At 55.0% G+C, this 25986-nt stretch carries 24 protein-coding genes and 1 tRNA gene; 9 read left to right on the top strand and 16 right to left on the bottom strand.

Annotated elements, in window-relative coordinates:
• Window positions 1-27: 27 nt before the first annotated feature.
• The 5 genes from ACR0NW_RS12265 to ACR0NW_RS12285 form a co-directional block, all read right to left on the bottom strand.
• A complete protein-coding gene (locus ACR0NW_RS12265; RefSeq protein WP_480450333.1) occupies window positions 28-915 on the bottom strand; it encodes a hypothetical protein in 888 nt (295 codons plus the stop codon).
• Between the two features lie 154 nt (window positions 916-1069).
• A complete protein-coding gene (locus tag ACR0NW_RS12270) occupies window positions 1070-2365 on the bottom strand; it encodes a gluzincin family metallopeptidase (protein ID WP_480450332.1) in 1296 nt (431 codons plus the stop codon).
• 35 nt (window positions 2366-2400) lie between these two features.
• Complete coding sequence (locus tag ACR0NW_RS12275; RefSeq protein ID WP_480450330.1) at window positions 2401-3747, bottom strand: TfuA-like protein; 1347 nt, start codon at window positions 3745-3747, stop codon at window positions 2401-2403.
• A complete protein-coding gene (locus ACR0NW_RS12280) occupies window positions 3744-4922 on the bottom strand; it encodes a YcaO-like family protein (protein ID WP_480450328.1) in 1179 nt (392 codons plus the stop codon). The genes ACR0NW_RS12275 and ACR0NW_RS12280 overlap by 4 nt, the downstream gene beginning before the upstream one ends.
• A gap of 158 nt (window positions 4923-5080) precedes the next feature.
• Window positions 5081-5662 (bottom strand): carboxymuconolactone decarboxylase family protein, encoded by a 582-nt coding sequence (locus tag ACR0NW_RS12285; protein ID WP_480450327.1) that lies wholly within the window; start codon window positions 5660-5662, stop codon window positions 5081-5083.
• A 144-nt stretch (window positions 5663-5806) separates the two neighbouring features.
• On the opposite strand from ACR0NW_RS12285, the gene ACR0NW_RS12290 reads away from it, so the two are divergent.
• A complete protein-coding gene (locus ACR0NW_RS12290) occupies window positions 5807-6913 on the top strand; it encodes a hypothetical protein (RefSeq protein WP_480450325.1) in 1107 nt (368 codons plus the stop codon).
• A 1-nt stretch (window position 6914) separates the two neighbouring features.
• On the opposite strand, the gene ACR0NW_RS12295 is transcribed toward ACR0NW_RS12290, so the two are convergent.
• The 4 genes from ACR0NW_RS12295 to ACR0NW_RS12310 are packed head-to-tail and all read right to left on the bottom strand — an operon-like array spanning window position 6915 to window position 9849.
• Window positions 6915-7982: an aromatic ring-hydroxylating dioxygenase subunit alpha gene (locus ACR0NW_RS12295; protein WP_480450323.1), complete on the bottom strand. Its 1068-nt coding sequence runs from the start codon at window positions 7980-7982 to the stop codon at window positions 6915-6917.
• A gap of 2 nt (window positions 7983-7984) precedes the next feature.
• Window positions 7985-8326, bottom strand: coding sequence for a carboxymuconolactone decarboxylase family protein (locus tag ACR0NW_RS12300; RefSeq protein ID WP_480450321.1), 342 nt, complete (start codon window positions 8324-8326; stop codon window positions 7985-7987).
• A gap of 11 nt (window positions 8327-8337) precedes the next feature.
• On the bottom strand, window positions 8338-9099 hold the full coding sequence (locus ACR0NW_RS12305; protein WP_170652942.1) for an amino acid ABC transporter permease: 762 nt from the start codon (window positions 9097-9099) through the stop codon (window positions 8338-8340).
• 9 nt (window positions 9100-9108) lie between these two features.
• Complete coding sequence (locus tag ACR0NW_RS12310) at window positions 9109-9849, bottom strand: amino acid ABC transporter ATP-binding protein (RefSeq protein ID WP_170652944.1); 741 nt, start codon at window positions 9847-9849, stop codon at window positions 9109-9111.
• 126 nt (window positions 9850-9975) lie between these two features.
• Between ACR0NW_RS12310 and ACR0NW_RS12315 the strand changes: the two genes are divergently transcribed.
• Window positions 9976-10746 (top strand): transporter substrate-binding domain-containing protein, encoded by a 771-nt coding sequence (locus tag ACR0NW_RS12315; protein ID WP_170652946.1) that lies wholly within the window; start codon window positions 9976-9978, stop codon window positions 10744-10746.
• Window positions 10747-10801: 55 nt separating this feature from the next.
• Here the strand turns inward: ACR0NW_RS12315 and ACR0NW_RS12320 are convergent, their stop codons facing one another.
• Window positions 10802-11410: an XRE family transcriptional regulator gene (locus ACR0NW_RS12320; RefSeq protein ID WP_170652948.1), complete on the bottom strand. Its 609-nt coding sequence runs from the start codon at window positions 11408-11410 to the stop codon at window positions 10802-10804.
• 78 nt (window positions 11411-11488) lie between these two features.
• Here ACR0NW_RS12320 and ACR0NW_RS12325 point away from each other — a divergent pair, with 78 nt between their 5' ends.
• Complete coding sequence (locus ACR0NW_RS12325) at window positions 11489-12241, top strand: creatininase family protein (RefSeq protein WP_480450320.1); 753 nt, start codon at window positions 11489-11491, stop codon at window positions 12239-12241.
• A gap of 130 nt (window positions 12242-12371) precedes the next feature.
• On the top strand, window positions 12372-13394 hold the full coding sequence (locus ACR0NW_RS12330; protein ID WP_480450318.1) for an NAD-dependent epimerase/dehydratase family protein: 1023 nt from the start codon (window positions 12372-12374) through the stop codon (window positions 13392-13394).
• A gap of 39 nt (window positions 13395-13433) precedes the next feature.
• On the opposite strand, the gene nqrF is transcribed toward ACR0NW_RS12330, so the two are convergent.
• The 6 genes from nqrF to ACR0NW_RS12360 are packed head-to-tail and all read right to left on the bottom strand — an operon-like array spanning window position 13434 to window position 19294.
• The gene (gene nqrF, locus ACR0NW_RS12335) at window positions 13434-14657 is read right to left on the bottom strand and encodes an NADH:ubiquinone reductase (Na(+)-transporting) subunit F (RefSeq protein WP_170652955.1); all 1224 of its coding nucleotides are present in this window, start codon (window positions 14655-14657) and stop codon (window positions 13434-13436) included.
• 10 nt (window positions 14658-14667) lie between these two features.
• A complete protein-coding gene (gene nqrE / locus ACR0NW_RS12340) occupies window positions 14668-15276 on the bottom strand; it encodes an NADH:ubiquinone reductase (Na(+)-transporting) subunit E (RefSeq protein WP_010441340.1) in 609 nt (202 codons plus the stop codon).
• Window positions 15276-15929 (bottom strand): NADH:ubiquinone reductase (Na(+)-transporting) subunit D, encoded by a 654-nt coding sequence (locus ACR0NW_RS12345; protein ID WP_170652958.1) that lies wholly within the window; start codon window positions 15927-15929, stop codon window positions 15276-15278. Before ACR0NW_RS12345 ends, nqrE begins: the two co-directional genes overlap by 1 nt.
• A complete protein-coding gene (locus ACR0NW_RS12350; RefSeq protein ID WP_480450317.1) occupies window positions 15929-16744 on the bottom strand; it encodes a Na(+)-translocating NADH-quinone reductase subunit C in 816 nt (271 codons plus the stop codon). The genes ACR0NW_RS12345 and ACR0NW_RS12350 overlap by 1 nt, the downstream gene beginning before the upstream one ends.
• Complete coding sequence (locus tag ACR0NW_RS12355) at window positions 16737-17945, bottom strand: NADH:ubiquinone reductase (Na(+)-transporting) subunit B (protein ID WP_170652964.1); 1209 nt, start codon at window positions 17943-17945, stop codon at window positions 16737-16739. Before ACR0NW_RS12355 ends, ACR0NW_RS12350 begins: the two co-directional genes overlap by 8 nt.
• 5 nt (window positions 17946-17950) lie before the next feature.
• The gene (locus ACR0NW_RS12360; protein ID WP_480450315.1) at window positions 17951-19294 is read right to left on the bottom strand and encodes a Na(+)-translocating NADH-quinone reductase subunit A; all 1344 of its coding nucleotides are present in this window, start codon (window positions 19292-19294) and stop codon (window positions 17951-17953) included.
• Window positions 19295-19594: 300 nt separating this feature from the next.
• On the opposite strand from ACR0NW_RS12360, the gene ACR0NW_RS12365 reads away from it, so the two are divergent.
• The 5 genes from ACR0NW_RS12365 (at window position 19595) to ACR0NW_RS12385 (ending at window position 25272) form a co-directional block, all read left to right on the top strand.
• On the top strand, window positions 19595-20710 hold the full coding sequence (locus ACR0NW_RS12365; protein ID WP_480450313.1) for a THUMP domain-containing class I SAM-dependent RNA methyltransferase: 1116 nt from the start codon (window positions 19595-19597) through the stop codon (window positions 20708-20710).
• A gap of 147 nt (window positions 20711-20857) precedes the next feature.
• Window positions 20858-20934 (top strand) — tRNA-Pro (locus ACR0NW_RS12370).
• Window positions 20935-21018: 84 nt separating this feature from the next.
• Entirely contained in the window at window positions 21019-22428 is a 1410-nt protein-coding gene (locus ACR0NW_RS12375) for a tyrosine-type recombinase/integrase (protein WP_480450312.1), read from the top strand.
• A gap of 433 nt (window positions 22429-22861) precedes the next feature.
• Window positions 22862-23920: a hypothetical protein gene (locus tag ACR0NW_RS12380; protein WP_480450310.1), complete on the top strand. Its 1059-nt coding sequence runs from the start codon at window positions 22862-22864 to the stop codon at window positions 23918-23920.
• A gap of 2 nt (window positions 23921-23922) precedes the next feature.
• Window positions 23923-25272 carry a c-type cytochrome gene (locus ACR0NW_RS12385; protein ID WP_480450308.1) on the top strand — a complete coding sequence of 450 codons (1350 nt, stop codon included), beginning with the start codon at window positions 23923-23925 and terminating at the stop codon, window positions 25270-25272.
• Window positions 25273-25986 lie beyond the last annotated feature (714 nt).

Consider the following 25986-nt stretch of genomic DNA (forward strand, 5'->3'; position numbering starts at 1 on the left):
GTTTTGGGCAAGGGACTGGCGGGATTGTTAATCCTCAGATCCGCGCGCCCGCGCACCGCTGACACGAGCCCCGCTTACTCTGGCACCACTTACACGAGCTCCACTGACCCGCGCGCCGCTCACGCGGGCCCCGCTGACCCGCGCGCCACTCACTGACGGCCCATCAGAGCCGAAGAAAAGATCAAGCAAAACCTGCTCGAATTGTCCGGTCAGCACATCCATTCGGATTGTGTAGTCAGCTTTGTCATAGTCCCACACACGGATGTCGTTGGACATTTGATAGTCAGCTGAAGCAACACCCGATTCCGACGGTGACAAGGGCGCTCTGCCTGCCTGATTGTCTGGAATATTGTGATCTGTGGCGCTTTCGCCCTCGCCATGTACAAGGAAAATCGTTGGCTCGGGCAGCTCGTAATATGTACCGTCATATGCAAACCCATAGATGCGGGCGAGACTTGGGTCTTTTTCGAATTGCTCGCCAACAAAGTTGTTTGCACCCCAGCCTTTTCTCCGCTTGCCCCGGTCAATGAAATACTGAAGGTCCTGCTTTTTCCGGGCTTTCTGTTTCCAGAATGTCTTGGCGTGTTGCTTGCCTTCCTGAACAAATACGAACTTCCCGTTCCGAATTCTTCTAAGACCCTCCAAGGAAAAAGTGCCTGGGTTCGCAGCGTCTTCTTTTACCCTGTACAAACCGGACACATTGTTAGGCTCATTGTCTTTCGACACTTGCACCAGAACCTTGTCACCATCAGCTATCGGAACATCGTCGATTTTGTCGGTCAGCGCCGGCAGGGTATCGCTGTTGTCATCGACCAACGCCAGACGAACGGTCTTATAGCCTTTCCTGACCGCAAGATCTTCGACGAGACGTCCAAACAACAACACTTCGGAAAAACTGAGCAAAGACTCAGACATTGTTCTTTCTCCCTATTGCGGGATCGACGATGCCAGAAACTTCATCTCCCCCTCATTGCGGTCCGTGCTAAAGCCCAGACCAAAATATTCTTCAAAAATCACCCCGGCGCAAAATGCCACATAACGCGGCTAAAACAAAGACATTTACGGCCTGTCACCTTGGCACCCTGGTACGTACGGATACGGCATGGCTCTCGGCATCCGGTTCGGCAAGGCGTGGCCCGGCCGATGCCAGACCGATATCGCGCATACGGAAGTTACCTTCGATGATGTTTGCGAAGGCACCACCGGTGATTTCACGATCAACCGCCAGCATCGCTTTTTCCACGCCGAAATAGCTCAGCATATCGGCGTCCAGCATCTCCCAGGCGTCCGCAAGGTATGTGCCCAGAAAATCCCGTGCCTCGAGCAGGGCAATTCGGAAACCTTCGGGATTACGGGCGTATTCCTCGTCAAAAAAACCCTGCATGACACTGACATAGTCTGGTGAGCCCTCAAGCTGGTCGGACAGGTTTTCGACTTCAGGGGTAATCAGATCATGCACCAGCAGGCGTTCGTGGTAGATGTCTATGAAAATGTCGAACATGGCACCTGTCAGGGGTTCGGACAGGTCGTGCTCGCTGGACCATCCATCTGCGAATTCCCGCATCGAGCGTTCGTTCGTCGCCATCCTGATCTGAGCGTTATCCGAAAGTTCGGCAAAGCGACTGAGCCGGTTGTAGGTGTACAGGTTGCCCCGCGTGTTTTCTAGCAAATCGTCCACAACAGAGCCAAAGTGCAATGAAGCCAGCAAAGCCACCAGATCGGCGGCGGATTCATGAAATCCGTAATACTCCCCTGACGTGTGCTCCGACCCCGGCATACCGATCACGCTGTAGATGATTGCGTGTCCGATCTCATGCGCGACAACGTCAAAATTCAGGCTGTAGGGCCTGTATTCATTGTCATGCTCGCGCGAGCCACCGGTTTCCAGAAACCCCCAGCCGATATGGGCATTGTCCAGATTCGGCAGAAGAGACAATTCAAGACGATCATAATCACGAGCAAAGTGCCACGGGATCGGACGCCCGAAATAGCCCTCCCAGACATCCATTGTAAAATGTGCGGACCCAAACAGATGCGCGGCCTCGAAGGACGGGCTGGACGGGTCTATGTGTATGAAATTGCCAAACTCGTCCGGTTCAGGGTGTGGATGAACCGGGCCATTCCATGGCGGCAGGTACATCTGCGGCCCCTCCGGCCCCTGCACTTTGGCACCATAGTGCGCTGTCTTGCCAACCGGGTTGACCGTGTACATGCGCGGCCCGGACGGGCCCGGTCCAATAGAACCCGGGGGGGCGGATATCTCGACCATTTCGGGTTCGGCGTTACCCGCCAAAAACGGAGACTGCGGAAAGATCAGAAACCGCGTGCCGGGGGCTTCGCCCTCGTCGGTATCGGGTCCGTACATGTATCCCTCCAGTTTTTGTCACCGTGGCGATCAGTTCAGCCCGGGCCTTTCCCGGTAGTCTGACCCGACCCGCCTGCGCCCATACAATACAGAAATTCGCCTGCGATCAGTTCATGAAGGTCCTCGCGCCCAGCAAGGCCCAGAGATTGCGCATAGGCATCAAGGTCCTCGGGCACTTCGGATTCCAAAACGCTTTCGAAATACCAGATCAGCATCCGCACCTTGTCTGCACCTGAAAGTTCACGATCGCGCCCATCGTTTACCTCGATCATCCTATCTTTGGCATTCGCTCTTGCCTTGAGTTCGGAATAGGTGCCCTCCCACCGAAGCTCAGCCAGAATATGAGGTATCAGCTCAGTGCTCTTGCGCTCTAGCAATGACTTTTTGCAGGCCGAACCGTTCAGCAAATCTTCGTATCCGGCCTCATCCAGATCATTCAGTTCCAACCATGCTAGTATGTCACTCCGCCGCGCCAAACCATGCCGGGCACGATGCAACGACATCTGTTCCAGCAATGCCGAGCGGTCAGCTTGCGTACCGCTACGACCGGCATTCTGCCGCGCGAACATACGCAGCGCGGCACGTTCCCGTGTGTCGAAAAATCGGTCCGGATCAAGCCTGAGCTCATTCAAAACGCCTTGACCCGCAGGGTGAGCCTGTGTTTCAGCGCCGACCCGGCGAACAAGACCATCCCAGACCAGCGTGCGTTCGACCCTTTGAACAGAGGGCTGCGGTTGGTCATCTTTCTGCAGGAACACCCGCATAGCCTTCAGCATTTCGCAGGCATCATCGCGCTTGGCGTCGACCCGACCATCCTGCAACCAATCGAAAAACCGATGCCCGCCCAGTTCTGCCCCAACCCCGGACTGAACAGCCTTCCAAGTCCGGTCGTGGTAATACAACGATTTCGCGGTGCCGAGTACGATTTCTGCCGCCTCCGCCCCCAGAATACCGGCATCAACGGCCCGCCTGATGGTCTCACGTATGGAAACCATCGGCTCACTTAAGGTTGGAAACCCCAATTCCGCGGGACCGTGCAGCACGGCAACTTCATCGTCATCCCTTATCTGTCCGCTTGAATACGCTTCGTAGATGCCTCCGACGCCGATCATGCCGAAATCAGAAAGTTCCGAGGCGCGCAACGCGCCCATGCTGGCACTTCCAAAAACCGCGATCCCCTGTTCAATCGCCCAAAGGATTTCCTTGTGCCAAACCGAAGGAACACCTTCGAAATACCCGTCGATTATGCCAATAGCACGGGGGCGGTTCGTGACTGCGCGGTAAACATCGCCCTGTTTTACCGGCGGCAAAACCTCGGCATCCAGAAACCCGGCGACAGAGGCCGCGTCCAGCGTCGGTCCGACGAAGACGACGGCGCTCATGCCGGTCTCTCCGGAACAGCAAGCGCCCTTGGGCCGGGAACGTAGTCGGCATCGTCATGCGGAGCCTCAAGGCCCGGGATGACAACCCGAACGACCGAAACATCAATATCCTCCCGTGACAGATCGACGGCGACGACCTGATCAAGCCCGACCGAGGCCAGCCGCGCCAGCAGCCAGTCCAGATCGTCCTCGAACGAACCTGTTGATCGGTTTGGACCATCAGAAAAGCCCAGGTTGGGCGCGCAACGGTCTGTCATGCTTCGGATATAGGTCCATTTGTCCCGCAGGGCCGATGCCGTGAATTCATCCGGCATAAGGTCATCGCGGGCACCCGAGATATAAGTCAGCCGGGTCTGCGCGGCCTCGGTCATGGCACGCAGCAAGGCGATGGCACGATCCGGGTGGCAGCCATCACCGATCCCGATATGACTGGGCCTATCCCCGGTTTCGCAGATCGTGCAGCGGAAACTGGGAACACCAATATCCGAGGTTGTTTCCCAAATTCCCACGTCGATATCCGCTGCAGCAAATCGGCCAAGCGCCTCAAGACAGCGCGGGTCGTCAATCGTCGATGGATCAATGCGCGCGGTTTCCGGTCCCAGATGCCACAGCGTCGTTGCGTCCCGTTCGATCAGTTCGCAGATCGCGTGGCAGGTAGCCTCGAGTGTCACATTACCCGAGGCCAGACCATTGGTGGAGCGAGGAAAGATGTGCCGCCCCACCAGCGGCTCGGCGGTATAGTCGGTATCGACCATTTCATACGGAACCCAGCGCGAGGCTCCGTCAGTCAGATCGGTTCCTTCGATCCACAGCATCCTTGCATCCGGGTCAAACCGCGCGCCTGTCACTTTGGGCAACCGGTCGATGTCAACCAGTCGAACGTCGTCGCGGATATTCGTATAATTCGCCAGTCGGACCGGCAAAATGATATGTTCCGCATGCCAGGTTTCGATCGCTTCCATGACACCGGACGCCTCGGCTGCCTCAAGCGACAACCCTTTGCCCAATGCAACCGCGACCGAACGTGAATTGGGACGGGTCACCATCACTGTCGGCAGCCCAATCCGGTCCAGCCCGGTCAGATTTGCGATACGGGTAATACCCATCCGGGGCAGATGATCCCGCACGACGGCAAGGGTTTCCACCGGCTCTCTCATCCGGTGCGTATCTGTCAAATACCGCTTCCGCGACGCATCAAGCATGCGGTTTATCTCACAAACAACAGCGGCCTTCCGACAGTTCGCGGAAAGCCGAATGGAAATTTAACAACTCCCAGAATGGTCTATACGATAGGTGCGGTCAACTTTTGAGCCGGAGTGTCTCACGCCAGGCGCTATTCGTCACCTTTGTAATACCCGATCACATCATTCTCAGTGGTCGCGCCCAGACCATTCAACAGCCGGTTGGAATAGTTGAAATAGGCGCAGACCTGATTGACCTCGAGAATTTCACCATCATCACATCCCGCAATCTTCAGGGCCTCAAAGTCCGATTTCACCATTTTTCCCACATCCGTGGTCAGCTTGGCGGCATAGCGCAACAACGCAAGCTCTTTCCCTTGGAACTCGTCTTCGGGCCGGTGCGCCTTGAGCGCCGTGAATATACGGTCACTGCGGGGTTGATCCTTGATCAGATTGCGCACGTTCATGAAATGGTGGGTCAGGGAATAGGTGCAATCGTTCAGGATCGAAGTGTAACTTGCTACCACTTCCAGAAACCAGAATGGCAGGTTGTTGTCGTCCGAATGCAGCACAGAGCGGTACAGCGTGACATGGCCGTTCATCGTTTCGGGGCGCAGCGAATGGACCCGCATGACAGTATCCACTGTCCCATGGGGCGTACGTGCGCGATCCAGCAACTCTTTCAGACGACCATCCGCATATTCATCGGACACCATTTCGATCCAAGCGCTCATCCAACCCTCCCTGTTCGCGTGCAAGGTACTAAAGACCAAAGCAGCAGAATATTGCCAGTAGAAAATTCCACCACCAGGAAATTTTGATGGATCACGCGGACGTGATCGCGTTAAACTCGGCCGACGAATTCGGGATGCGCGAATATGCAACAAACGAACCTGCACAGCGGAGCAACAAACCTTTTGTCGACCTGCGGCGGTCTTGGTGCCGGGGATCGGCTGCTGGTCCTGCGCGAAGACCCGGACAACGATTACTACGATCAGGAAATCGTTGATGCAGTCGTCGAATGTGCGCGTACTTTAGGCATCCACGCTTTGGTCCGGACAGCGCCGTTCGATCCGATGGGGTCGGCCCTGCCCCAGGCATTGGTCGAAGAGATGAAGGCCTCTGACCGAACACTTTTTCTGTCGCGCAGCGGCGACCAGATTCGTTTTGACGCATCCATGGCAGGTATTCGCCCCATCATGTCATATGCGCTGGACGCAGAAATGCTGGCCTCGGGGTTCGGGCGCGCGAACTATCAGGGGTTCGTGGCGTTGAAGAATGCCGTGAACGCGCTGCTTGCGAATTCCACTGAAATCCGGGTGACATGTCCATTGGGTACGGACTTTCACGGGCCCGGAGCGGCATATCCCAAGGCCGGGCCAGCGGACGTTTGTGTCGACCGGTTCCCGATGTCGGTTTTTGCCCCTGTCCCCGCCAAGGGTTTTTCGGGTGTCGTGATTCAGGACGGCTTCCTTGTCGGGACTGGTTCCAAATTCTACGACCCTTACGGCTGCACCTTGCAGCACCCCCTGACCGTGCATTTCGAGGAAAACCGGTTGACCCATTTTACCGGGCACGAAACAGATGTTGAGCGCGCCCAGGCTCATTACGAGAACGTCGGTCAGATGTTCGGGCTGGACGCGTTTACCATGCACTCCTGGCACGCCGGCATTCATCCTGGATGTGCCTATCCGGTGCCCGCCCACAAGAATTTTGAACGCTGGAGCGGCGCGGCCTTTGGCAACCCCCGCCTTTTGCATTTCCACACCTGCGGCCACTATGCGCCAGGGGAAATATCGCTGAACGTACTGAACCCCACCGTCACCGTGGATGGCGTCGCGGTTTGGAAAGACGGCGTTTTCGACCCGGCGACGGTGCCCGGAGGAACGGAAATTCTGACTGAATATGCGTGTATCCGCGCCGTTTTCGACGATCCGGCGCAGGATGTGGGTCAAAGCCCGGAAGGCCGTCTTTCTGCAGGGTGACCTAGCTTGCCTGCGCCTCGGTGTCGTCTTGGGCCGCAATCATCTTGGCAACCCGCGAACGGAACCGCATCGCCCCGGCATCGAGCCCAAGATTCAGGTATGCCGATTTACGGCGCGCCATTCCGGTCTGAACATGTTCAAGAACCTCTTTGTCCTCGGTAAAGGCCATTATCGCACCTTCGAACATACGCTGGGAAAGTGCCTCATCCTCGGCGTGCATATTCCGATGCTGGAACCAGAAATAGCGTGACCGTTCTTCATCGACCGGGGTAATGAAATTGTAGGAAATGTTGACAAGCGCGTTCTGCGACAGTGGCTTGTCCGGGCCACCCTCGCCCACCGGCGCATAGACGGACATGTTGATGGCGGTAGATGGCAGGCGGCATTCATAGTGCTGCTTGCGGTCGCAATTCGGCCCGAATGGCAACATCGGCTTGTAGTAAGGTGCAGGCGGCTGATCGTGTATCCAACGTGACACGATCACACCCTGATCGGTTTCTTCCAGATCCAGCGGCTGATTGTCCGTTCCAGCCCCCGCGAAAGAGGTCAGATGCACCCAGGCCACATGGCTGGGATCCAGCAGGTTGTCGGTGATGTAAAGGTAATGACAGGCCATTTCCATGGCACCTTTTTGGGTTTTCCCCCACGATGGATTGTCGAAGTTCGGAATGTCGATGATCTGTGCCGGGTCAGCCTGCGCCGAATCGCCCATCCACAGCCACAGGAATCCCCAGCGATCCTCTGCCGGATAAGAATGAACTGCCGCACGGCGAGGCGGATTGTCCAACTGCGTCGGGGCAATCACGCATTCACCGGAACAATCGAAGGTCAGGCCATGATAACCGCATACAACGTTATCCCCCTCTACGGTGCCACGAGACAGGGGTAACTTGCGATGCGGACAAGCATCCTCAAGCGCGATGGGTGCACCCTTGGTATCGCGAAAGATCACGATGTCTTCGTTCAGCATCCGAACCGCGCTTAGTTCGCGGTCAAAATCCTCGCTTCGGCCCGCGACATACCAGCAGTTGCGGATAAAGCCTTTGGCCCCGGCCAGATCGGGTCGCATGGTTACTCCTGTTCCGAAAAGGTGTCGAACGCTTTCAGCGCCTTGGCGCTGTAGGCAAAAGATGGTCCCCCACCCATATACGTTGCCATCGACAACGCTTCGCACACTTCCTCACGGCTGGCTCCAAGCCGAACCAATGAGCGGGTGTGAAATCCGATACAGCTGTCGCATCGTGTGGCCACGGCTATTCCCAAAGCAATAAATTCTTTGGTCTTTTCGCTCAGCGCGCCATCTGCTTTCGCAGCCTTGCCCATGACACCAAAGCCCTTGACGGTTTCCGGCACCTCCTTGGAGAATGCTCCGATGTTGGCCTCGGTCTCTGCCATGAATTCTTTCCAGTCCATCGGTTAGCTCCTTACCCGCGCTCGTCCGATCCCATGCGCCGCTCCAACCAGCGCACAAAGGCGCTGATAATCAGCACAAGGACCAGATATTCAAAAATCAGCAACGTATAGATTTCCAGCGGCCGGTATTCTGTTACGACCAGTTCGTTCGCGCGCCGGGTCAGTTCCTGCATTCCGATGACAGAAGCAAAGGCGCTCATCTTGACGATGTAGATGAACTGATTGGCCAGCGGCGGTAGAATGCGCCGGATCGCCTGTGGCAGAATCACGTATCGCATGGTTTGCGCATAGTTCAAGCCAATTGTTTGCGCGGCCTCGCGTTGTCCCTTGGCGATCGACTGGATGCCCGCACGATAGATTTCGGCGGTGAAGGCACTGTCGGAAATCGCCAGCGTTATGATCGCCCCCCAGAATGGATCGATCGGAATGTTCAGGCCCATCGACCGAAAGATGATCGGCAACCCGTAAAATACCCAGAACAGCATGGGCAGCAGGGGAATCGACCTGACAAGCTCGACGTAAACCCGGTTCACCAGACGCCAGCCCCATCTTTCGGACAACCCAGGCAAAGCCACGATCAAACCCACAAAAATCGAAATGGCAGCCGCGATTACCGAAATCAGGATGGTATCGCCCATGCCAGAGATCAGGAATTTGATATTGGTCCAACCGCTGGCTGTAGTCGGGTCAATGACGTACCAGCCCCAGATGTCAGACGACGCGCAGCCAGTCAGCAGAAGCGGCAGCGCCAGAAAGAGGAATAGCTTTTTCATCATAACCTCTCAGTGCTGCAATATCTGGCTGAGGAACTTCTGACAGCGCTCGGAGCGAGGGCTGCCAAAGAATGTTTCAGGTGGCCCCTGTTCGACAATCTCACCGGCGTCCATGAAGATCATGTTGTCGGCGACTTTTCTGGCAAATCCCATTTCGTGGGTGACAACCACCATTGTCATGCCCTCTTCGGCAAGTTCGACCATGACATCTAGAACTTCCGAAATCATTTCGGGATCAAGTGCCGAGGTCGGCTCGTCAAACAGCAGAACCTTAGGTTCCATGCACAAGGACCGGGCGATTGCGACCCGTTGCTGCTGCCCTCCGGACAACTGCCCCGGCCGTTTATCCGCTTGATCAGGGATATGTACCCGCTCAAGATAATGCCGTGCCTTTTCCTCGGCCTCTTTCCGGCTGAGGCCACGCGCCTTGATCGGGCCAAGGGTCAGGTTTTCCAACACGGTCAGATGCGGGAACAGGTTGAATTGCTGGAACACCATCCCGACCTCGGACCGGATGGCTGCAACCGATTTGGGATCGTTCGTCAGTTCGGTCCCGTCAACGCGGATTGTTCCCTTCTGGTGTTCTTCAAGTTTGTTGATACATCGGACAACCGTTGATTTCCCCGATCCCGACGGACCGCAGATCACAACTTTTTCACCGGTTCCAACAGTCAGGCTGATATCTTTCAGCACGTGAAATGTGCCAAACCATTTGTTGACGCCTTCTAGCTCAATCGCGGCTGGTGGCATTTGATTTCCTGTTCGCGCTTTTCTTCACAGTAAAAATATTTCTTGAGGTTATCTTTGTCTTTGCGCTTAAATCAAGAAACAATCTGGCAGCGAAGATAACGTCTGCGCCACCAACGGGAGAAAAACATGAAACAGTTCTTGAAAATCGCAGCGGTCGCGGCGGTCGGGATTGCCCTGTCCACCGCGGCACAGGCCCAGTCCGCACTGAACGAGATTCTGGATTCGGGCGTGTTGAAGGTCGGCACCACCGGTGACTGGAATCCCATGTCGCTGCGCGATCCGGCAACTAATTCCTACAAAGGCTTCGACATCGACATCATGAACGAGCTTGCCAGTGATCTTGGGGTCGAAGTCGAATACGTCCCGACCGACTGGAAAACGCTGGTCAACGGCGTCGTCTCGGGCAAGTACCACATTACCGGGTCCGCATCGATTTCACCGCCACGCATGAAAGTTGCCGGATTCTCGGAAAGCTATATTTCCGTCGAACTGTATCCATACACAACCAAGGACAAGGCGGACCGGTTCGACGGGTATGACTCGATCAACAAGCCGGATGTGGTTGTCGCAACGACGCTGGGAACGACGTTCGAGAAAAACGCCCGTGAATGGTTCCCGGACGCGGAAATCAAGGTGGTCGAGGCCCCTGCCCGTGGTTTTCAGGAGGTGATTGCAGGACGTGCGGATGTCTTCATCACATCAAACATCGAAGGTGCGACGCTGGAAGAGAAATTCCCGGTCGTGCGCGTAAAGAATGCCGGCCCACGCTCGCCCGCTCCTATTGCGATGTTGCTGCCGCAGGCCGATCAGGTCTGGATCAACTATGTAAACAACTGGGTAAACGTCAAAAAAGCCCAAGGTTTCTTTGAAAAGAACAAAGAAAACTGGGGCCTCTGAACACCACTCAGCAAGATCGGCCCTTTAGCGGGCCGGTCTTGTCTAATCGCAAAGGTCAGTTGCGGCCAGATACGGCCTTTGACACGACTGTGACGAAACTGACGGTATCCGTCTTCAACTCGATCGGCCCATGTGCGGAATTGGAGTCAAAGCTCAGACTGTCCCCGGGGCGCATGTGATAGGTTGTGTCCCCACAACGGTAAACCATTTCACCATCAGTGACGTGGATGAATTCGATCCCCTGATGCTGGTACAGCGGACGCGGGGCAAGCGGGCCTTCAAGCGTCACACTGAAGCTTTCAAAACTGACATGCGTACCTTCGGCCCGTCCGATCAGCTTATAGCTGTGGCCGAACCCACTTCCCAACCTCTGAACGGTTACACCTTCACCCGCAGCGACAAAAGAAACGTCCGAACGTTCTACGGTGCCCGCGAAAAAGTTGATCAGTGGAACTCCAATCCCCTGCGCCAGCGCCTCCAGCGTGGCCAGAGAGGCAGAGACCTGGCCTCGTTCAATCTTGGAGATCATCGCAGTGGACACACCCGATTGCGCCGAAAGCTCGGACAATGTCAGGTTTGCCAACATGCGATGCGATTTGACCGCTGCGCCAACCACCTGATCCAGTGGGGGTTTCGTGAAATCGATGGGCAATGAATCTTCCATGCCCCTAACGTACTGCGGCGAATCACAAAGGGAAAGCGAAGCGGCGCGTTTCTGGGCGCGTATTTCACGGAGACCAGCATGAAACTTGAACATATGACCTGGCGCGAGGTCGAATCCCGCATCGACAAAGGATCGGCCATTTTGCTGCCTGTCGGATCAACCGAACAGCATGGGCCAATGGGCCGGATCGGGACCGATACACTCTGTGCCGAAGCAGTGGCCCTGGGGGCCGCATCGCTGTGCGATGCCATTGTCGCGCCTCCCCTGGCCTATACCCCTGCCCCGTTCAACACCGCCTTTCCGGGGACAGTTTCCGTATCTGCCAAAACCTTTGGTTTGCTTGCAAAAGAGGTCATCGGAGGGTGTCTGGCACAAGGGTTTCTTGGTGTCTTCATCGTGAATGGTCACGGGGCGAATGTTGAACCTCTGCACCAAATCGCAACATCACTTGCGGAAGGTGCACTCAGGGTCCGCAGCTGGTGGGAACCCCCTTCTGTCAACGCACTTCGGAAGGAGTTGTACGGTGACTGGGAAGGCATGCACGCGACACCATCGGAAATCGCAATCACCCAGCATCTTTTAGGAGTGTTACCCCCGCTGGATGCTTCGCAACCGCCGCAAAAACTGACAGCCGATTATCTGAAAGCCCATAGCGGCGATCGGCATGGCCCACCTGACGAGCACCGCGCGGCATTTCCCGATGGGCGCGTCGGCTCTCATTCCGCCTTGGCGAGCCCGGAACACGGCGCGCGGCTTTTGCAACTGGCGGCACGGGAAATCGCCAATGAATTCGTTGCTTTCACAGAAATGGCCACCCGTTTGCGTAGCTGAGGAAATCGCACATTGTGACGATGGCCAACGAAACCTTGCAATTGAGTGCCATGTTTGAAATTTGTCCTTTAACTTTGTTGGGAAAGCGGCCCGTCAGGTTTCAGGACATGCGCTGCACTCGGGGGTTTTCATGAAGCGGGTTTTAGTTACGGGTACGGCGGGTTTCATCGGATTTCACCTTGCCCGGCTGCTGTTGGCAGAAGGGTTCCGAGTCCACGGTTATGACGGAATGACGGATTACTACGACGTCACGCTCAAACAACGTCGCCATCAGATGTTATTGCAAACGCCGGGTTTTTCCGCGACCGAAGACATTCTGGAAAATCACGAGCGCCTGCTACAGGTAGCAGACGAGTTCAAACCGGACATCATCGTGCATCTGGCAGCACAGGCTGGGGTGCGATACAGCCTGGAAAACCCGCGCAGCTATGTAGATTCAAACATCACAGGCACCTTCAATGTGATGGAGGTCGCTCGCCTGCATGACGTCGATCACCTGCTGATGGCCTCTACATCCTCGATCTACGGCGCGAACGAGGATATGCCTTTTACCGAAACCGACAAGGCGGACAGTCAGCTGACGATCTATGCCGCGACAAAAAAAGCGAACGAAGCAATGGGGCATTCCTATGCCCACCTCTGGAATATTCCGACCACGATGTTCCGCTTTTTCACGGTTTATGGCACGTGGGGGCGGCCCGATCTGGCCTATTTCAAGTTCACTGACGCCATTCTGAACGACCGTCCCATCGACATTTACAACAACGGGGACATGTATCGTGACTTTACCTATGTGGACGATCTTGTCCGGGGCATTCGTCTGCTAATTGACGCCGTCCCCATACGGCCTGAAACCAAAAGCGAGATAGCCAAAGGTGACAGCCTGTCGCCGGTTGCCCCCTATCGGGTGGTGAATATCGGCAATTCCGACAAAGTGCGCCTTCTCGATTTTATTGAGGCGATCGAAGACGCGCTCGGCAAGAAAGCTATACGGAATTACATGCCTATGCAGATGGGGGATGTTCCTGCGACCTGGGCAGACACCAGTCTGTTGCAGTCACTTACCGGGTATCAACCCAAGACAGACATCCGTACGGGTCTTGCCAGATTTGTGGAATGGTATCGGGACTACTACAAAGTCGAAGCTGGCTGACAAAAAAAACCGGCGCTATAGGCGCCGGTTTTTCGTTTCTTACCCGCCGAAATCGTCGAGCATGATGTCTTCGCGGTCCACGCCCAAATCCAGCAGCATGTTGATGACCGACTGGTTCATGATTGGCGGTCCACACATGTAGAACTCGCAATCCTCAGGCGCCGGGTGGTTCTTGAGGTACTCCTCGAACAACACGTTATGGATAAAGCCGGTGTAGCCTTTCCAGTCATCCTCGGGCTGGGCATCCGACAGCGCGACGTGCCATTCGAAATTGTCAAACTCTTCGGCCAGCGTGTCGAAATCCTCGACAAAGAACATCTCTTTCTTGGACCGCGCGCCGTACCAGAAGCTGATCTTGCGGTTGCGGTTTTCAAGACGCTTGAGCTGATCGAAGATGTGGCTGCGCATCGGTGCCATACCGGCGCCACCGCCGATGAACACCATCTCTTTCTCGGTCTCGCGGGCGAAGAATTCGCCGAACGGGCCCGAGATCGTCACCTTGTCACCCGGTTTCAGGTTGAAGATGTAAGACGACATCTGACCCGGCGGGATACCTTCCGAGCCCGGAGGTGGCGAGGCGACCCGGACGTTCAGCATGATCATGCCTTTCTCGTCCGGATAGTTCGCCATCGAATAGGCCCGTTCGATCGGCTCGCTCACCACGGACTTGTACTGCCACAGATTGAAGCGATCCCAATCCTCGCGATACTCCTCTTCGACATCGAAATCGGTGTACGAGAGCTGGTGCGCTGGCGCTTCGATCTGGATGTATCCACCGGCGCGGAAGTTGACGTCCTCACCCTCGGGCAAGTCCAGCGTCAGCGCCTTGATGAAGGTGGCCACGTTCTCGTTCGAACGAACGGTACATTCCCACTTCTTGACGCCAAAGACCTCTTCGGGGACTTCGATATCCATGTCCTGCTTGACCGCAACCTGACAGGACAGACGGTCGCCACAGGCGGCTTCGCGCTTGGTGATATGGCTTTCCTCGGTCGGCAGAATCGATCCGCCGCCCGAATGCACCCGAACCCGGCATTGGGCACAGGTCCCGCCGCCACCGCAGGCCGAGGGGACAAACAGTTTCTCGGCCGCCAGCGTTTGCAGCAGCTTGCCGCCGGCAGGGACCGAGATGGTTTTCTCACCGTTGATGGTGATGTTCACGTCACCGGTCGAGACCAGCTTGGACCGCGCGGCCATGATGATGGCCACCAGCGCAAGAACGATCAGGGTAAAAAGGATTACGCCAAGGCTAAAAGTTTCCATCGGCCCCTCCTTACAGTTTCACGCCCGAGAAGGACATGAAGGCCATGGCCATCAGTCCCGCGGTGATGAAGGTGATGCCAAGACCCTGCAAGCCATCCGGAATGTCCGAATATTTCAGCTTTTCGCGCACGCCTGCCATCGCGGTGATCGCCAGCGCCCAACCGAAACCGGAAGACAGACCGTAAGTCGCCGCTTCGGCAAAGTTATAGTCCCGCTCCACCATGAACAGCGAACCACCAAGGATCGCGCAGTTCACCGTGATCAGCGGCAGGAAGATCCCCAGTGCGTTGTAGAGCGGCGGGAAATACTTATCGAGCACCATTTCCAGAATTTGCACCATCGCGGCGATCACACCGATATATGAGATCAGGCCGAGGAAGGTCAGGTCCACATCCGGGAACCCGGCCCATGCCAGCGCACCCGGTTTCAGCAGGTAGCTAAGCAGCAGGTTGTTTGTGGGAACGGTGATGGCCTGCACGACCATAACCGAGATACCCAAACCCAGCGCCGTCGAAATCTTCTTGGATACGGCGATGAAGGTACACATGCCGAGAAAGAAGCTGAGCGCGAGGTTTTCGACAAAGATGGCCTTTACGGCCAGAGAGATAAGCCCTTCCATCAGTGCGCCTCTACCTGCTGGATTTTATATTCACGTTCTTCGACCTGGTTTGGCTTCCACGTGCGGAAGGCCCAGATCAGCAGGCCAATCACGAAGAAGGCCGAGGGCGGCAGCAGCAGCAGGCCGTTGGGCACATACCAGCCACCATTGTTCACCGTCTGCAGGATGGTGACGCCGAACAGGCTGCCCGAGCCGAACAGTTCCCGGATAAAGCCAACCAGCAGCAGGATAAGACCATAGCCCAGTCCATTGCCCACACCGTCGATGAACGAGGCCATCGGCGGGTTTTTCATGGCGAATGCTTCTGCGCGACCCATCACAATACAGTTGGTGATGATCAGACCGACGAAAACCGACAGAGTTTTCGAAATCTGGAACGCGTATGCCTTCAGAATCTGGTCCACCAGGATCACCAGCGAGGCGATGATCACCATCTGCACGATGATCCGGATCGAACCTGGAATCTGATTGCGCAGCATCGAGATGAACATCGACGCAAAGCCGGTCACGAAGGTCACCGCCAGCGCCATCACAAAGGCCACCTGCAGCGACGAAGTTACCGCCAGCGCGGAACAGATGCCCAGCACCTGCAGGGTGATCGGGTTGTTGTCGACAAGCGGGTCGACCAACAGCTCTTTCTTTGTCTGGGACATCAGAACTCTCCTGCTTGCAGTTTGGCCAAGAAGGGGCCGTAGCCCGCGTCACCCATCCAGAATTTCACCAGGTTATCGACACCGACCGACGTCAGCGTGGCACCGGCCAGCGCGTCAACGTAGAAATCGGGGCCGGCGGCGGGTTGCGTCTTGGCAACTGTGATCTGCAGATCACCGGCATCGTCGCGCAGTTTCTTGCCGCTCCACAGTGCTTTCCAGCGCGGGTTGTCCACCTCAGCGCCGAGGCCGGGGGTCTCGCCATGCTGATAGAACTGCAGGCCAAAGATATCGTTGCCATTGTTTTCCAGCGCGATAAAGCCATAGAGCGTGGACCACAGACCATAGCCGTGCAGTGGCAAGATCACCTTGTCCAGATCACCGGCATCGTCGCGCAGCAGGTAAATGACGCGGTATTTCGCCTTGCGGCCAATACCAGCGGGGTCATCGTCCAGCGCGACGCTCAGCTCGGGGTCGCTGGCCGCGGCCAGATCGTCAAAGGTCGCCGGGTCGAACTGATCGTCGACGAAATCGCCAGTCGCCAGTTCCAGCACATGCGGTTCAAACGCCGCAAAGGCTTCGGTCACATTGATGCCGGGCTCATAGACGCCCGCCACCTGCAAAACGTTGACCTGCCTGTCCTTCAGCTTGTTCGCCTCTTGTACCGGGCGCAGGCTGACAGCGGCAGCCGATACGACCATCGAGGCAACCAGACAGATTGCGACAGCGACAAAGACGGTTTTGCCGACTGAATCCGGCGAGGCCGCCAGAAACTTGGCAATCGCGCCCTTAGGTTCTTGGGATTGCGTATCAGACATGGCGACGCGCCCTCCGTTTGATGTTTGCCTGAACGACGAAATAGTCGATCAGGGGTGCGAAGACGTTACCGAACAGAATGGCCAGCATCATGCCTTCGGGGAAGGCCGGGTTCACCACACGGATCAACACAACCATGACACCAATCAGCGCGCCATAGATATAGCGGCCGACATTGGTGTGGCTTGCGGAAACGGGTTCGGTCACCATAAAGGCCAGACCAAAGGCATAACCGCCCAGCACAACGTGCCAGTACCATGGCATTGCGAACATCGGATTGGTGTCTGATCCGATCAGGTTCAGCAGCCAGGTAAATGCGATTGTTCCGGCCAGACACCCCACGATCAGGCGATAGTTTGCTATCTTGGTCATCAACAGGAATGCCAGACCGATGATGCAGGCCAGTGTCGAGGTTTCACCAAAGCTGCCCTGAATGGTGCCATAAAAGGCGCTCCACCAGGTGATACCTTCGGCCGCCAGAGCCTGCACGCCGTCCGCAGCGGACACGGCCAAGGCAGTCGCGCCTGAGAACCCGTCAACCGGGGTCCAGACCGCGTCGCCCGACATCTGCGCCGGATAAGCGAAGTACAGGAACGCACGACCCACAAGCGCAGGGTTCAGGAAGTTCTTGCCGGTGCCGCCAAACACTTCCTTACCGATCACGACACCGAAAATGATGCCCAGAGCGACCTGCCACAAAGGCGTGGTTGCCGGCATGATCAGCGTGTAAAGCATTGAGGTAACAAGGAAACCCTCATTCACCTCGTGACCGCGCACTGTGGCAAAGATCACCTCGAATATACCACCCGCAACCAGTGTCACGATGTAGATCGGCAGAAAGTACAGCAGCCCGTGCATTGTGTTGGCAAAGATGCTGGACGGATCCAGCGATATTCCGAACATCTGCAAAAGGGCGATCCGCCAGCCGGTGGCCGCATCCGGGCCCAGCGTGGCAATGGCTGAGTTCGCCTGATACCCGGTGTTCCACATCCCGAACAGGATACAGGGGATTGTCGCGATCACGACATAGGTCATGATCCGCTTCATATCCACATAAGACCGCGCATGAGGTGCAACAGTGGTTACGGTTTTCGGAGTGTAGATAAAACTCTCGACCATCTCGTAGATCGGGAAGAGCTTTTCGTATTTGCCGCCCTTGGTAAAGTTCGGCTCAATCCGGTCAAAGAAGTTGCGCAAACCCATTCGGATCAGCCCTCCTTTTCAATTTTGGTCAGGCAGTCGCGCAGCGCCAGCCCGTATTCATATTTCGCCGGACAGGCAAAGCCGACAAGGCCCAGATCCTCTTCGTCCAGCTCCAACGCACCCAACGCCTGAGCGGTATCGGTGTCCATCACCAATAGCGCACGCAGCAACTGCGTCGGCAGATAGTCCTGCGGCATCAGTTCCTCGAACGTGCCGGTCGGCACCATCGCACGGCGACCACCGTTCAAGTTCGAGGTGAAAGCAAAGAGCTTTTTGGCAAAGGCCGAGCCCAGCACCGGCTGCACCGCATATTTCGACGGCATCGGCCGGATCCAACCCATCGGGATCTGGTCTGCGTCCTCGCGGATAATGGTAATCTGACGGGCAAAACGGCTCAGGAAAGCGTGCGGGCCTTCTGCGTGCCGACCAGAAAGGATCGAACCCGAGATGATCCGTGCCGAGCCGTCAACGTTGACCTCGTCCCGTGTCAGATCGTCGGTCGATGCGCCCATGACGGTCCGGATCAGGCGGGGTTGACGTGCGCCGGGGCCGCTCAGCGCGATCACGACACTGGGGTCCAGATGCCCGGTCTGCATCAGGCGACCAATGGAGATCACATCCTGATAGCTGATGGTCCAGACCTGTTTGTCACCGGCCAGCGGCTCCAGGAAATGAATATGCGTACCGGCCAGTCCGGACGGGTGCGGACCTGAAAAAGCAGCCGTTTCAACGCCAGTCAGGTCAGTGCCCGGAAACGAGTCACCTTCTTTTTGGCACAGATACGTCTTGCCCTCGGTCAGCTTGGACACAGCCGCGAGGCCTGCGGCAAATGCCTCACCGGCATCGTCGATGATCAATGCAGCGTCACCGGCCAGCGGGTCACTGTCCATTGCGGTCACGAAGATAGAGGTCGGGGCCGTGCCAGGCTCGGGCATCTTCGAGTAAGGCCGTGTGCGGAATGCTGTCCACAGTCCCGCAGCGCAAAGCCGGGCAGTCACGCCCTCTGCTGTATCAACATCACCCACGTCAGAGAAACTCAGACCAGTGTCATTGGCATCCGAAACTTCGATCACGACGCTTTGCAGCACGCGGCGCGCGCCGCGGTTGATTGCCACAACCTTTCCGCTGAGCGGAGCAACCATCATCGCGTCCGGAGCGTCCTTGTGGCAGAACAACGGTGTGCCCCGTTGAACGTCGTCGCCTTCCTGCACCAGCATACGGGGCTTGAGGCCGATGTAGTCGCCTCCCAGCACCCCAACGGTGGAGTATTCGGGCCCCGGATTTATTTTCTGTTCGGGTGCGCCTTCAACCGGCAGGTCCAACCCTTTTTTCAGTTTGAAAGTTTGCATGTCGCTACGTTCTTCCAAGCCTCATTCCTGCGCCATATCATCCCGACGCGTTGCCTCAGCATTGCACTTACCCGGACGCGCGGGTCCATGCCCTGGGAAATGCGCCAGAAACCGGCGGGAATCCGCAGGCGCACCGCCAATCACGGACCCTTTACGCGGCCCGTGCCGCAAAGGCAAACCTGTTACCGCCCAAAACTGCACATCCTGTTCCGTTTAAGCCATAGTGGCGCATTCGACGTCAACTTTGTCGCATGAGAATTGCGGCTCGCACGGATAAGAGAACCGGTGTAAGCAGCGGGAATGAACAGCTCAGACGATCTTGAAATTTTTCTTGCCGCCACCCCCGGACTGGAAGCCCCTCTTTTAGCTGAGGCCACAGAAAAGAACTTTGCCGGTGCGCGCCTGATCCCGGGCGGCGTTTCCTGCCGCGGGAACTGGCCCGAGGTCTGGCGTGCTAACCTGCAACTGCGCGGGGCAAACCGGGTTCTGGCCCGGATCGGCAGTTTTCCGGCTGTCCATCTGGCTCAGCTGGACAAAAGAGCGCGCAAGTTTCCATGGGGTGATTTTCTGCGTCCGGATGTCCCTGTCAAAATCGAGGCGACCAGCCGCAAATCGCGCATCTATCATGCGGGTGCCGCGCGTCAGCGCATTGAGAAAGCAATCTCTGAAACTCTCGGCACGCCGGTCTCGTCGGATGCGGGGCTGAGGGTTATGTTGCGCATTGAAAAGGATCTCTGCACCTTTTCGATCGATACCTCGGGCGAATTGTTGCACAAGCGCGGGCACAAGGAAGCCGTGGCCAAGGCACCGATGCGTGACACCATGGCCGCGATGTTTCTGCGCGAATGCGGATTTACCGGGGCCGAACCTGTGCTCGACCCGATGTGCGGCTCTGGCACGTTCGTCATCGAAGCAGCCGAGATTGCTCTGGGGCTGAACCCCGGCCGGTCGCGCAGTTTTGCGTTTGAGAATCTGGTGACATTCGACCCAGATATCTGGAAAAAGATGCGGATAGGCGATCCTGCAGGTGAAACAGATTACATGTTCTGTGGTTCTGACAGAAACGCAGGTGCAGTGGAATCAAGCCGCGCAAACGCGACTCGGGCGGGGATTGAAACCGCAACCCATTTTCAGCAACGATCTGTTAGCGATTTGAAAGCACCAGCCGGACCGGCAGGGCTGGTGATCGCCAATCCGCCTTACGGGGCCCGTATCGGCGATGAAAAGCGTCTGCGTTCACTTTATGGCTCACTTGGCAAGGTGCTGACCGACCGTTTCTCGGGCTGGCGCGTGGGCATAATAACCAGTAATCAGGGGTTGGCTCGCGCGACAAATCTGCCGTTCCTGCCCACCGGCCCTGTGGTCGACCATGGCGGCACGAAGGTCCGGCTGTTCAGAACCGATCCCCTACCCTAAGCGAAACCCGTGCACTGCTTCAGCTTCACTGCATCCACCCGCTCCTAAGCTGATTCAGATGATTTTATGGGCCGCGACATTGCACCCAATTATGTCAGAATCCCTCTTGCGCATCCAACCGGCCGGGTATAGATCACCCGCCACGGTCGGAGTGTAGCTCAGCCTGGTAGAGCACTGTCTTCGGGAGGCAGGGGTCGGAGGTTCGAATCCTCTCACTCCGACCAATAAAATCAAGAACTTACGCGAAAATTGAAGCTTGCAACCTGTGCAATCTTGCACGAGCTGCACAAAATCGCGAGGATGTTCTTATGAAGAACCCTGTCCCATACGTGCGTCAACGGTCTGATTCTTACTGGGAAATCGTCTATGACGATCCCACCACGGGGAAGAAAAAGCGCAAAGCCACAGGCACTAAAGATCAAGTTGAGGCGGAGAAAAAGCTATCCGAGTTTGACCCGGTCGCAACCACTGACGCGATCGATCCTGATGCGCCACGTCTACGCCGTCGCAAAGATGGATACTGGGAATCTGTATGGCTGGAAGACGGCAAGACGCGCCGGAAATCCCACGGCTCTAAGTTCCAAGTCGAGGCAGAGGCGGCGCACGCCGTATTCATCCAAGAGCTAGTAAAACCGGAAATACCTACCCGACCGACAATCACGTGGGTGGTTGATCAGTATTACGACTACATCTGCCGGGAAAAAGCAGAGTCCACGTCAGGCCCAATGGCCGCAAACGTGGCACCACTGAAAGAACATCTCGGACATCTGTTCTGGGATGAGATCGTACAGGACACAGTGGATGAGTACATTGAATGGCGCATGGGGAAACCACGCTGGACCGCACACCAAAAGTCCGAAGGTCAGTTCGGCAAAACTAGCCGCAACACTGCATGCAAGGACCTGCGTGTGCTTCGTGCCGCGCTGACGCGCGCACGCAAGAACCGATACACCAGCTATCCACCGGACTTCTCCATCAAGGAAGGTGAGCCGGTCCGTGAAACCAAGGCATGGCTGACTGCGGAAGAACTGGAACGGATGATTGCCGCATGCGAGCCCAAGCCCATTTTCGTCAATGGAAAGGAAGTTGATCGGGAACGCGACCGGTCTCACTTGGAAGCGTTTCTACTGATCGCACACGCTACTGGCGCAAGGAAAGAAGCAATTCTCTCTTTGACATGGGATCAGGTTTATGTTCCTGAGCCGGTCTTGAGAAAGGCCAGCGAAATTCGCGGTAGTGTTGCCCATGATGCTGACGGCAATGAAGCAATACCTCGCAAGGCTGCTTTATGGGAGTTTGGGAATTCGCCTTTGAACTATGAAACGGGCGAAAACGTCAGCGGGGTTTATATCGACTTTGGTGCAGGCAGTGGAAACAAGCGACGCCCGGCGATACCGATAGGCCAAAACTGGCGCTTGATGAATTACTTGCTCTTTGGCGGTGATCGGGAACAACCGTACGTGATTTCCTACAATGGCAAACCCGTGAAGAGTTTGAAGAAAGGATTGGCGGAAGTCGCCAAGGAAGCTGGCGTCAAAAAGCCTGTTTCCCACCACACGATGAAGCGTACAGCGATCACTCACATGGTCCGCGCAGGCGTACCGTTCAACATCATTGCTGAGGCAGTTAACACTACGGAAGATGTGTTGAAGAAGCACTACAGTATGCATCGACCTGACATTGAAGCCGCGTTAGGTGATGCTTTGTCGATCAAGTAAATTGATCAGGGCCGCGTCAGCGGCTCTGTTTACGTTCATGTCATTACAACAATTTTGGACGTGTGTGTCTTTTCATACCAAGCTCCACCGATGGCGGATTTGGTCAGAGAAGGCTTCGCGATATCCAAGCTTAGGCAGATAAGTCAAAGGCCAAAAGGACGCTGAGCAACTTTTGAGAACAGACTACATCGAGACCTTTAGGAAACTCGGCTTTTTGCCCTTTGTGGTTAGTATCAGGCGAGAGCAATAGCTCGCAGCGAGTACGGGTGCTGATGGGACAGTTACAGAGCCAAACAACATTAAATTTGGCGTAACGCCGAAGTTGTGCAACTATCTGTAACCAATAGAATTGTGGCGCTTCACTAGCGCTGAATGCACGAATAATTTTCGCAAGACGAGGTAATGAAATCATAGATTTAAGGCTTTAGGGAAGATGAAATTTATTCGAAGGGTTATCTCAAAAGATAATGTTGTAATTGCAATCTTAATTTTGTGCTTGTTTTTGATTGTCTCACTGATTTCTCACTTTGATTCTCCAAAGCAGAAACAGTTAGCATTTCAAGCCGCGTGCAGTAAAATTCGTTTTCCATTCTCTGTTCAGCTCGACCTATCAGAAGCTAGTTCTATACACACGAGGGGGTTCGAGCTTCAAGTTCAACACAACTCGGATTTCGAAGTTGCCTTTATCTCTGGTGGAAAAACTACAACTCGCGTTTCTCTTCTTACTTTAGACGCCATTGTATCAAACAATGCAACCCAGATGCCGTTCTTTACACTTCGAGCTAATGCAGATTTTGGTCCAGTTACTGCTCAGACAGTCAATGTAACAGATATGTCAGTAGATGCTGAAGGTTTATCAGTCTCAACCGAGGATAGCGAAATTCATGTCCGCTTAGACATCATGGCGTTTGAACTATCGGAGATGGGTCGACTGAAGATTCGCGAATTAGGCGGAAAAGAAGTGGTGCGCTCTGAAGTTATTGGTTTTGACGGTCGTGGGGAACCGTTGGCCGTCTTTCTGCAATCAATGCTGACAAACGACGCAACCGGACAGATTTTTAGAGCATCATTTCCAAACTCCACAACAGAAATGAAACTGGTTCGAGGTGATGGGCCAAGGAGCACCGATGGACAATTCAAAGCCGCAGGTTGCCAGACCTTGAGTTACGTCGAAGTTGGCGTTGACGGAATGCACAAACCAAAAACTGAGAATTCATATGTTAATGTCGCTTACCGCGATCTTGAATTAGCTAATGTTAGTTTGCAGGGAAACGCTCTAAATATAAGCGCCGTGTTCCATACAACTTCCGTTAAAGTAGATGGGCATGAACTCATGCGAGGTCGGTTTGAGTCGTTGCTCGCTCGCCCGTGGTACGAACAAGGAGCACTCGGTTTGTTCGTCTTATTTGCATCCATGATTTTTGTCGAAATTTTGAAAGGAACGGTAAAACGAATTGCCGCCCAAGCATTTGTCAAGAAAGAAAGAGACTAACAATGGTTCACCTCTTCACAACTGCAGCCTTCATTTTGTTGGCGTCTAGCGCTTTTGGTCAAACCGACCTTCCGATTGGTGACCCGGAAAAGGGTAGGAAGATATTTCACAGAATATGCGTTATTTGCCATACTCTTGAACCGGGTCACCACAGGGTGGGTGCCAGCCTATACGATTTGTTCGGACAAGTAGGCGGAACTACGAAGGGGTATCGCTATTCGTCTTCGATGGAGAGAATTAAACCTCTGTGGGACCCTTATGCAATGGATTATTGGACACGAGACCCAAAAAGTCTAGTTCCACGCACCAATATGACTTTTGCTGGAATTGAAGATCCAGAGGACCGGGCAGATCTGATCGCGTATCTGCGAAAAGCAACATCCCCACCACCCACGTTGCTTGAGAACGAGTTTTGGGCACGAAAGAACTTCTCATATATCCAGGACATCCAGCCGATCTTCGCGAACTACTGCAGCGGTTGTCACGGGCACAACAACGCGCTTTCAGCTAAGAGGGTGCAAGGAGTCTTGCTGACAGATTACACCGAGTTGATGATCGGAGGTCTGAATGGAAAGTTTGTGAAACCGGGTAGCAGCAGCAACAGTAGAATATTTGAGTTCCTGAAAGGAGAAGAACACTTTTCTACGGTATCGGAATTGGAAATCGAGGCTTTAAGGCGATGGATCGACAAAGGAGCTGAGCTCCCTAGTAGCTACTATAGAGAGGAGAAAAAAGAGCTTGTATTGGGCAATCTTACTCTGTCTGGAGGTGGATACGTTTACTGCAAGTCGGATACCGCCGAAACATTTTTGAATTTGGTGGTTTCAGATTCCGATGGCGTCAGTTTCATTGACTGGGACCTTGTATCGAACAGCGAACATGCAATTTGGAATATTCCGCATGACGAGCGCTACAACAAAAAATCTCAACGTCTGTCGATCTTTCCAAGTGTGAAGAAATCTGAAAATGTTCCCTTAGCCACAAAGTTTGTGTTCTCGAGAGAGCGAATACCTGACGAACTCGTAAACAAATACTTCGAACTTCTGGACTTTCAGGAGAACCCACTAGAGCCAGAAGTCTCAGGAACTGGCACTTTGAGCTTCTGGATAGCAAATCAATCAGACATTGTTGTTGAAATAAGAGAAATTGCAGAGGAACAGCGCAACATTGTCTCGAAGATCGAGCTTCCAAATGTCACTGCAGGCGAGAACCATTTGCCCATCGACTTTAGTGAGTTTGTCGAAGATCGATGGGGACCCTCGCAATACTCGCTGGCCCTCAAGGTTAGGCCGCTCAACCCAAACCTAAGGTCGAGCGCGATGGCAATTCGCGTTGAACTATTCTGGCAATAGTGCTGATCGACTTAGTACGACCTATTGGCGCCCCACGTGATTGCGCCCACGTTAGGGGCTAATCTTCGCGCGGCTTCAGCGAGTTTTCACTTTGCCTGCGCACAGCTGAGTCTTCAAAACCGGATTCATACCTTTCCATCGCTTTACTTCGTAACGGTTCACAGAGTGTTTCAGTGGGGTTGGGAGAAGTCACGACGAAATTGAGAATAATTTGTACCTAGCGGGCTAAGCCAAGGCACCGTCGCACTGCTAAATCAACTTTCTAGTTAAGAAGACAATCAAAATGGCGAAGGGCTTTATAATGGGTAGGCACCCCCATTTTTATAGAGTTTAGGAATTTCAAAAGACGGGTTGTGTCGATTTTAGTTGGGGCCTCCTATTCCCACAGGGTCCCTCCCTTGTGAATCATACCAGTGCGTCGCTGAAGGAGTTGCATTAACAGTTGCACAACCGGTTACAGACAGCTACCACGTCGAAAAATGCACCCCACCCCTAGTACCCCGGCGGGTCCCCGGCGCTACATTTAGAGCGTACACTTTGCAGTGAGCCGCTAAAGCGGCGAGTACCAAGTCACATCATCAGGCAAGACAATGTGTTAACCATTAAGCGCTCTAGATGTTGTGGGAACAGGTAGGTTTCGACAAGATTTGGCATTGGTTTTGTGTGTCGGCATGGCCCGCGTCAGCGGGTCAGTGTTATCCCCTACCAGCCATG

Source organism: Ruegeria sp. CF5 (genome assembly GCF_056537325.1).

Coding starts and splice junctions, on each gene's coding strand:
- ACR0NW_RS12265 (WP_480450333.1), bottom strand. CDS start 915: ATGTCTGAGTCTTTGCTCAGTTTTTCCGAAGTGTTGTTGTTTGGACGT.
- ACR0NW_RS12270 (WP_480450332.1), bottom strand. CDS start 2,365: ATGTACGGACCCGATACCGACGAGGGCGAAGCCCCCGGCACGCGGTTT.
- ACR0NW_RS12275 (WP_480450330.1), bottom strand. CDS start 3,747: ATGAGCGCCGTCGTCTTCGTCGGACCGACGCTGGACGCGGCCTCTGTC.
- ACR0NW_RS12285 (WP_480450327.1), bottom strand. CDS start 5,662: ATGAGCGCTTGGATCGAAATGGTGTCCGATGAATATGCGGATGGTCGT.
- ACR0NW_RS12290 (WP_480450325.1), top strand. CDS start 5,807: ATGCAACAAACGAACCTGCACAGCGGAGCAACAAACCTTTTGTCGACC.
- ACR0NW_RS12295 (WP_480450323.1), bottom strand. CDS start 7,982: ATGCGACCCGATCTGGCCGGGGCCAAAGGCTTTATCCGCAACTGCTGG.
- ACR0NW_RS12300 (WP_480450321.1), bottom strand. CDS start 8,326: ATGGACTGGAAAGAATTCATGGCAGAGACCGAGGCCAACATCGGAGCA.
- ACR0NW_RS12305 (WP_170652942.1), bottom strand. CDS start 9,099: ATGAAAAAGCTATTCCTCTTTCTGGCGCTGCCGCTTCTGCTGACTGGC.
- ACR0NW_RS12310 (WP_170652944.1), bottom strand. CDS start 9,849: ATGCCACCAGCCGCGATTGAGCTAGAAGGCGTCAACAAATGGTTTGGC.
- ACR0NW_RS12315 (WP_170652946.1), top strand. CDS start 9,976: ATGAAACAGTTCTTGAAAATCGCAGCGGTCGCGGCGGTCGGGATTGCC.
- ACR0NW_RS12320 (WP_170652948.1), bottom strand. CDS start 11,410: ATGGAAGATTCATTGCCCATCGATTTCACGAAACCCCCACTGGATCAG.
- ACR0NW_RS12325 (WP_480450320.1), top strand. CDS start 11,489: ATGAAACTTGAACATATGACCTGGCGCGAGGTCGAATCCCGCATCGAC.
- ACR0NW_RS12330 (WP_480450318.1), top strand. CDS start 12,372: ATGAAGCGGGTTTTAGTTACGGGTACGGCGGGTTTCATCGGATTTCAC.
- nqrF (WP_170652955.1), bottom strand. CDS start 14,657: ATGGAAACTTTTAGCCTTGGCGTAATCCTTTTTACCCTGATCGTTCTT.
- nqrE (WP_010441340.1), bottom strand. CDS start 15,276: ATGGAAGGGCTTATCTCTCTGGCCGTAAAGGCCATCTTTGTCGAAAAC.
- ACR0NW_RS12345 (WP_170652958.1), bottom strand. CDS start 15,929: ATGTCCCAGACAAAGAAAGAGCTGTTGGTCGACCCGCTTGTCGACAAC.
- ACR0NW_RS12350 (WP_480450317.1), bottom strand. CDS start 16,744: ATGTCTGATACGCAATCCCAAGAACCTAAGGGCGCGATTGCCAAGTTT.
- ACR0NW_RS12355 (WP_170652964.1), bottom strand. CDS start 17,945: ATGGGTTTGCGCAACTTCTTTGACCGGATTGAGCCGAACTTTACCAAG.
- ACR0NW_RS12360 (WP_480450315.1), bottom strand. CDS start 19,294: ATGCAAACTTTCAAACTGAAAAAAGGGTTGGACCTGCCGGTTGAAGGC.
- ACR0NW_RS12365 (WP_480450313.1), top strand. CDS start 19,595: ATGAACAGCTCAGACGATCTTGAAATTTTTCTTGCCGCCACCCCCGGA.
- ACR0NW_RS12375 (WP_480450312.1), top strand. CDS start 21,019: ATGAAGAACCCTGTCCCATACGTGCGTCAACGGTCTGATTCTTACTGG.
- ACR0NW_RS12380 (WP_480450310.1), top strand. CDS start 22,862: ATGAAATTTATTCGAAGGGTTATCTCAAAAGATAATGTTGTAATTGCA.
- ACR0NW_RS12385 (WP_480450308.1), top strand. CDS start 23,923: ATGGTTCACCTCTTCACAACTGCAGCCTTCATTTTGTTGGCGTCTAGC.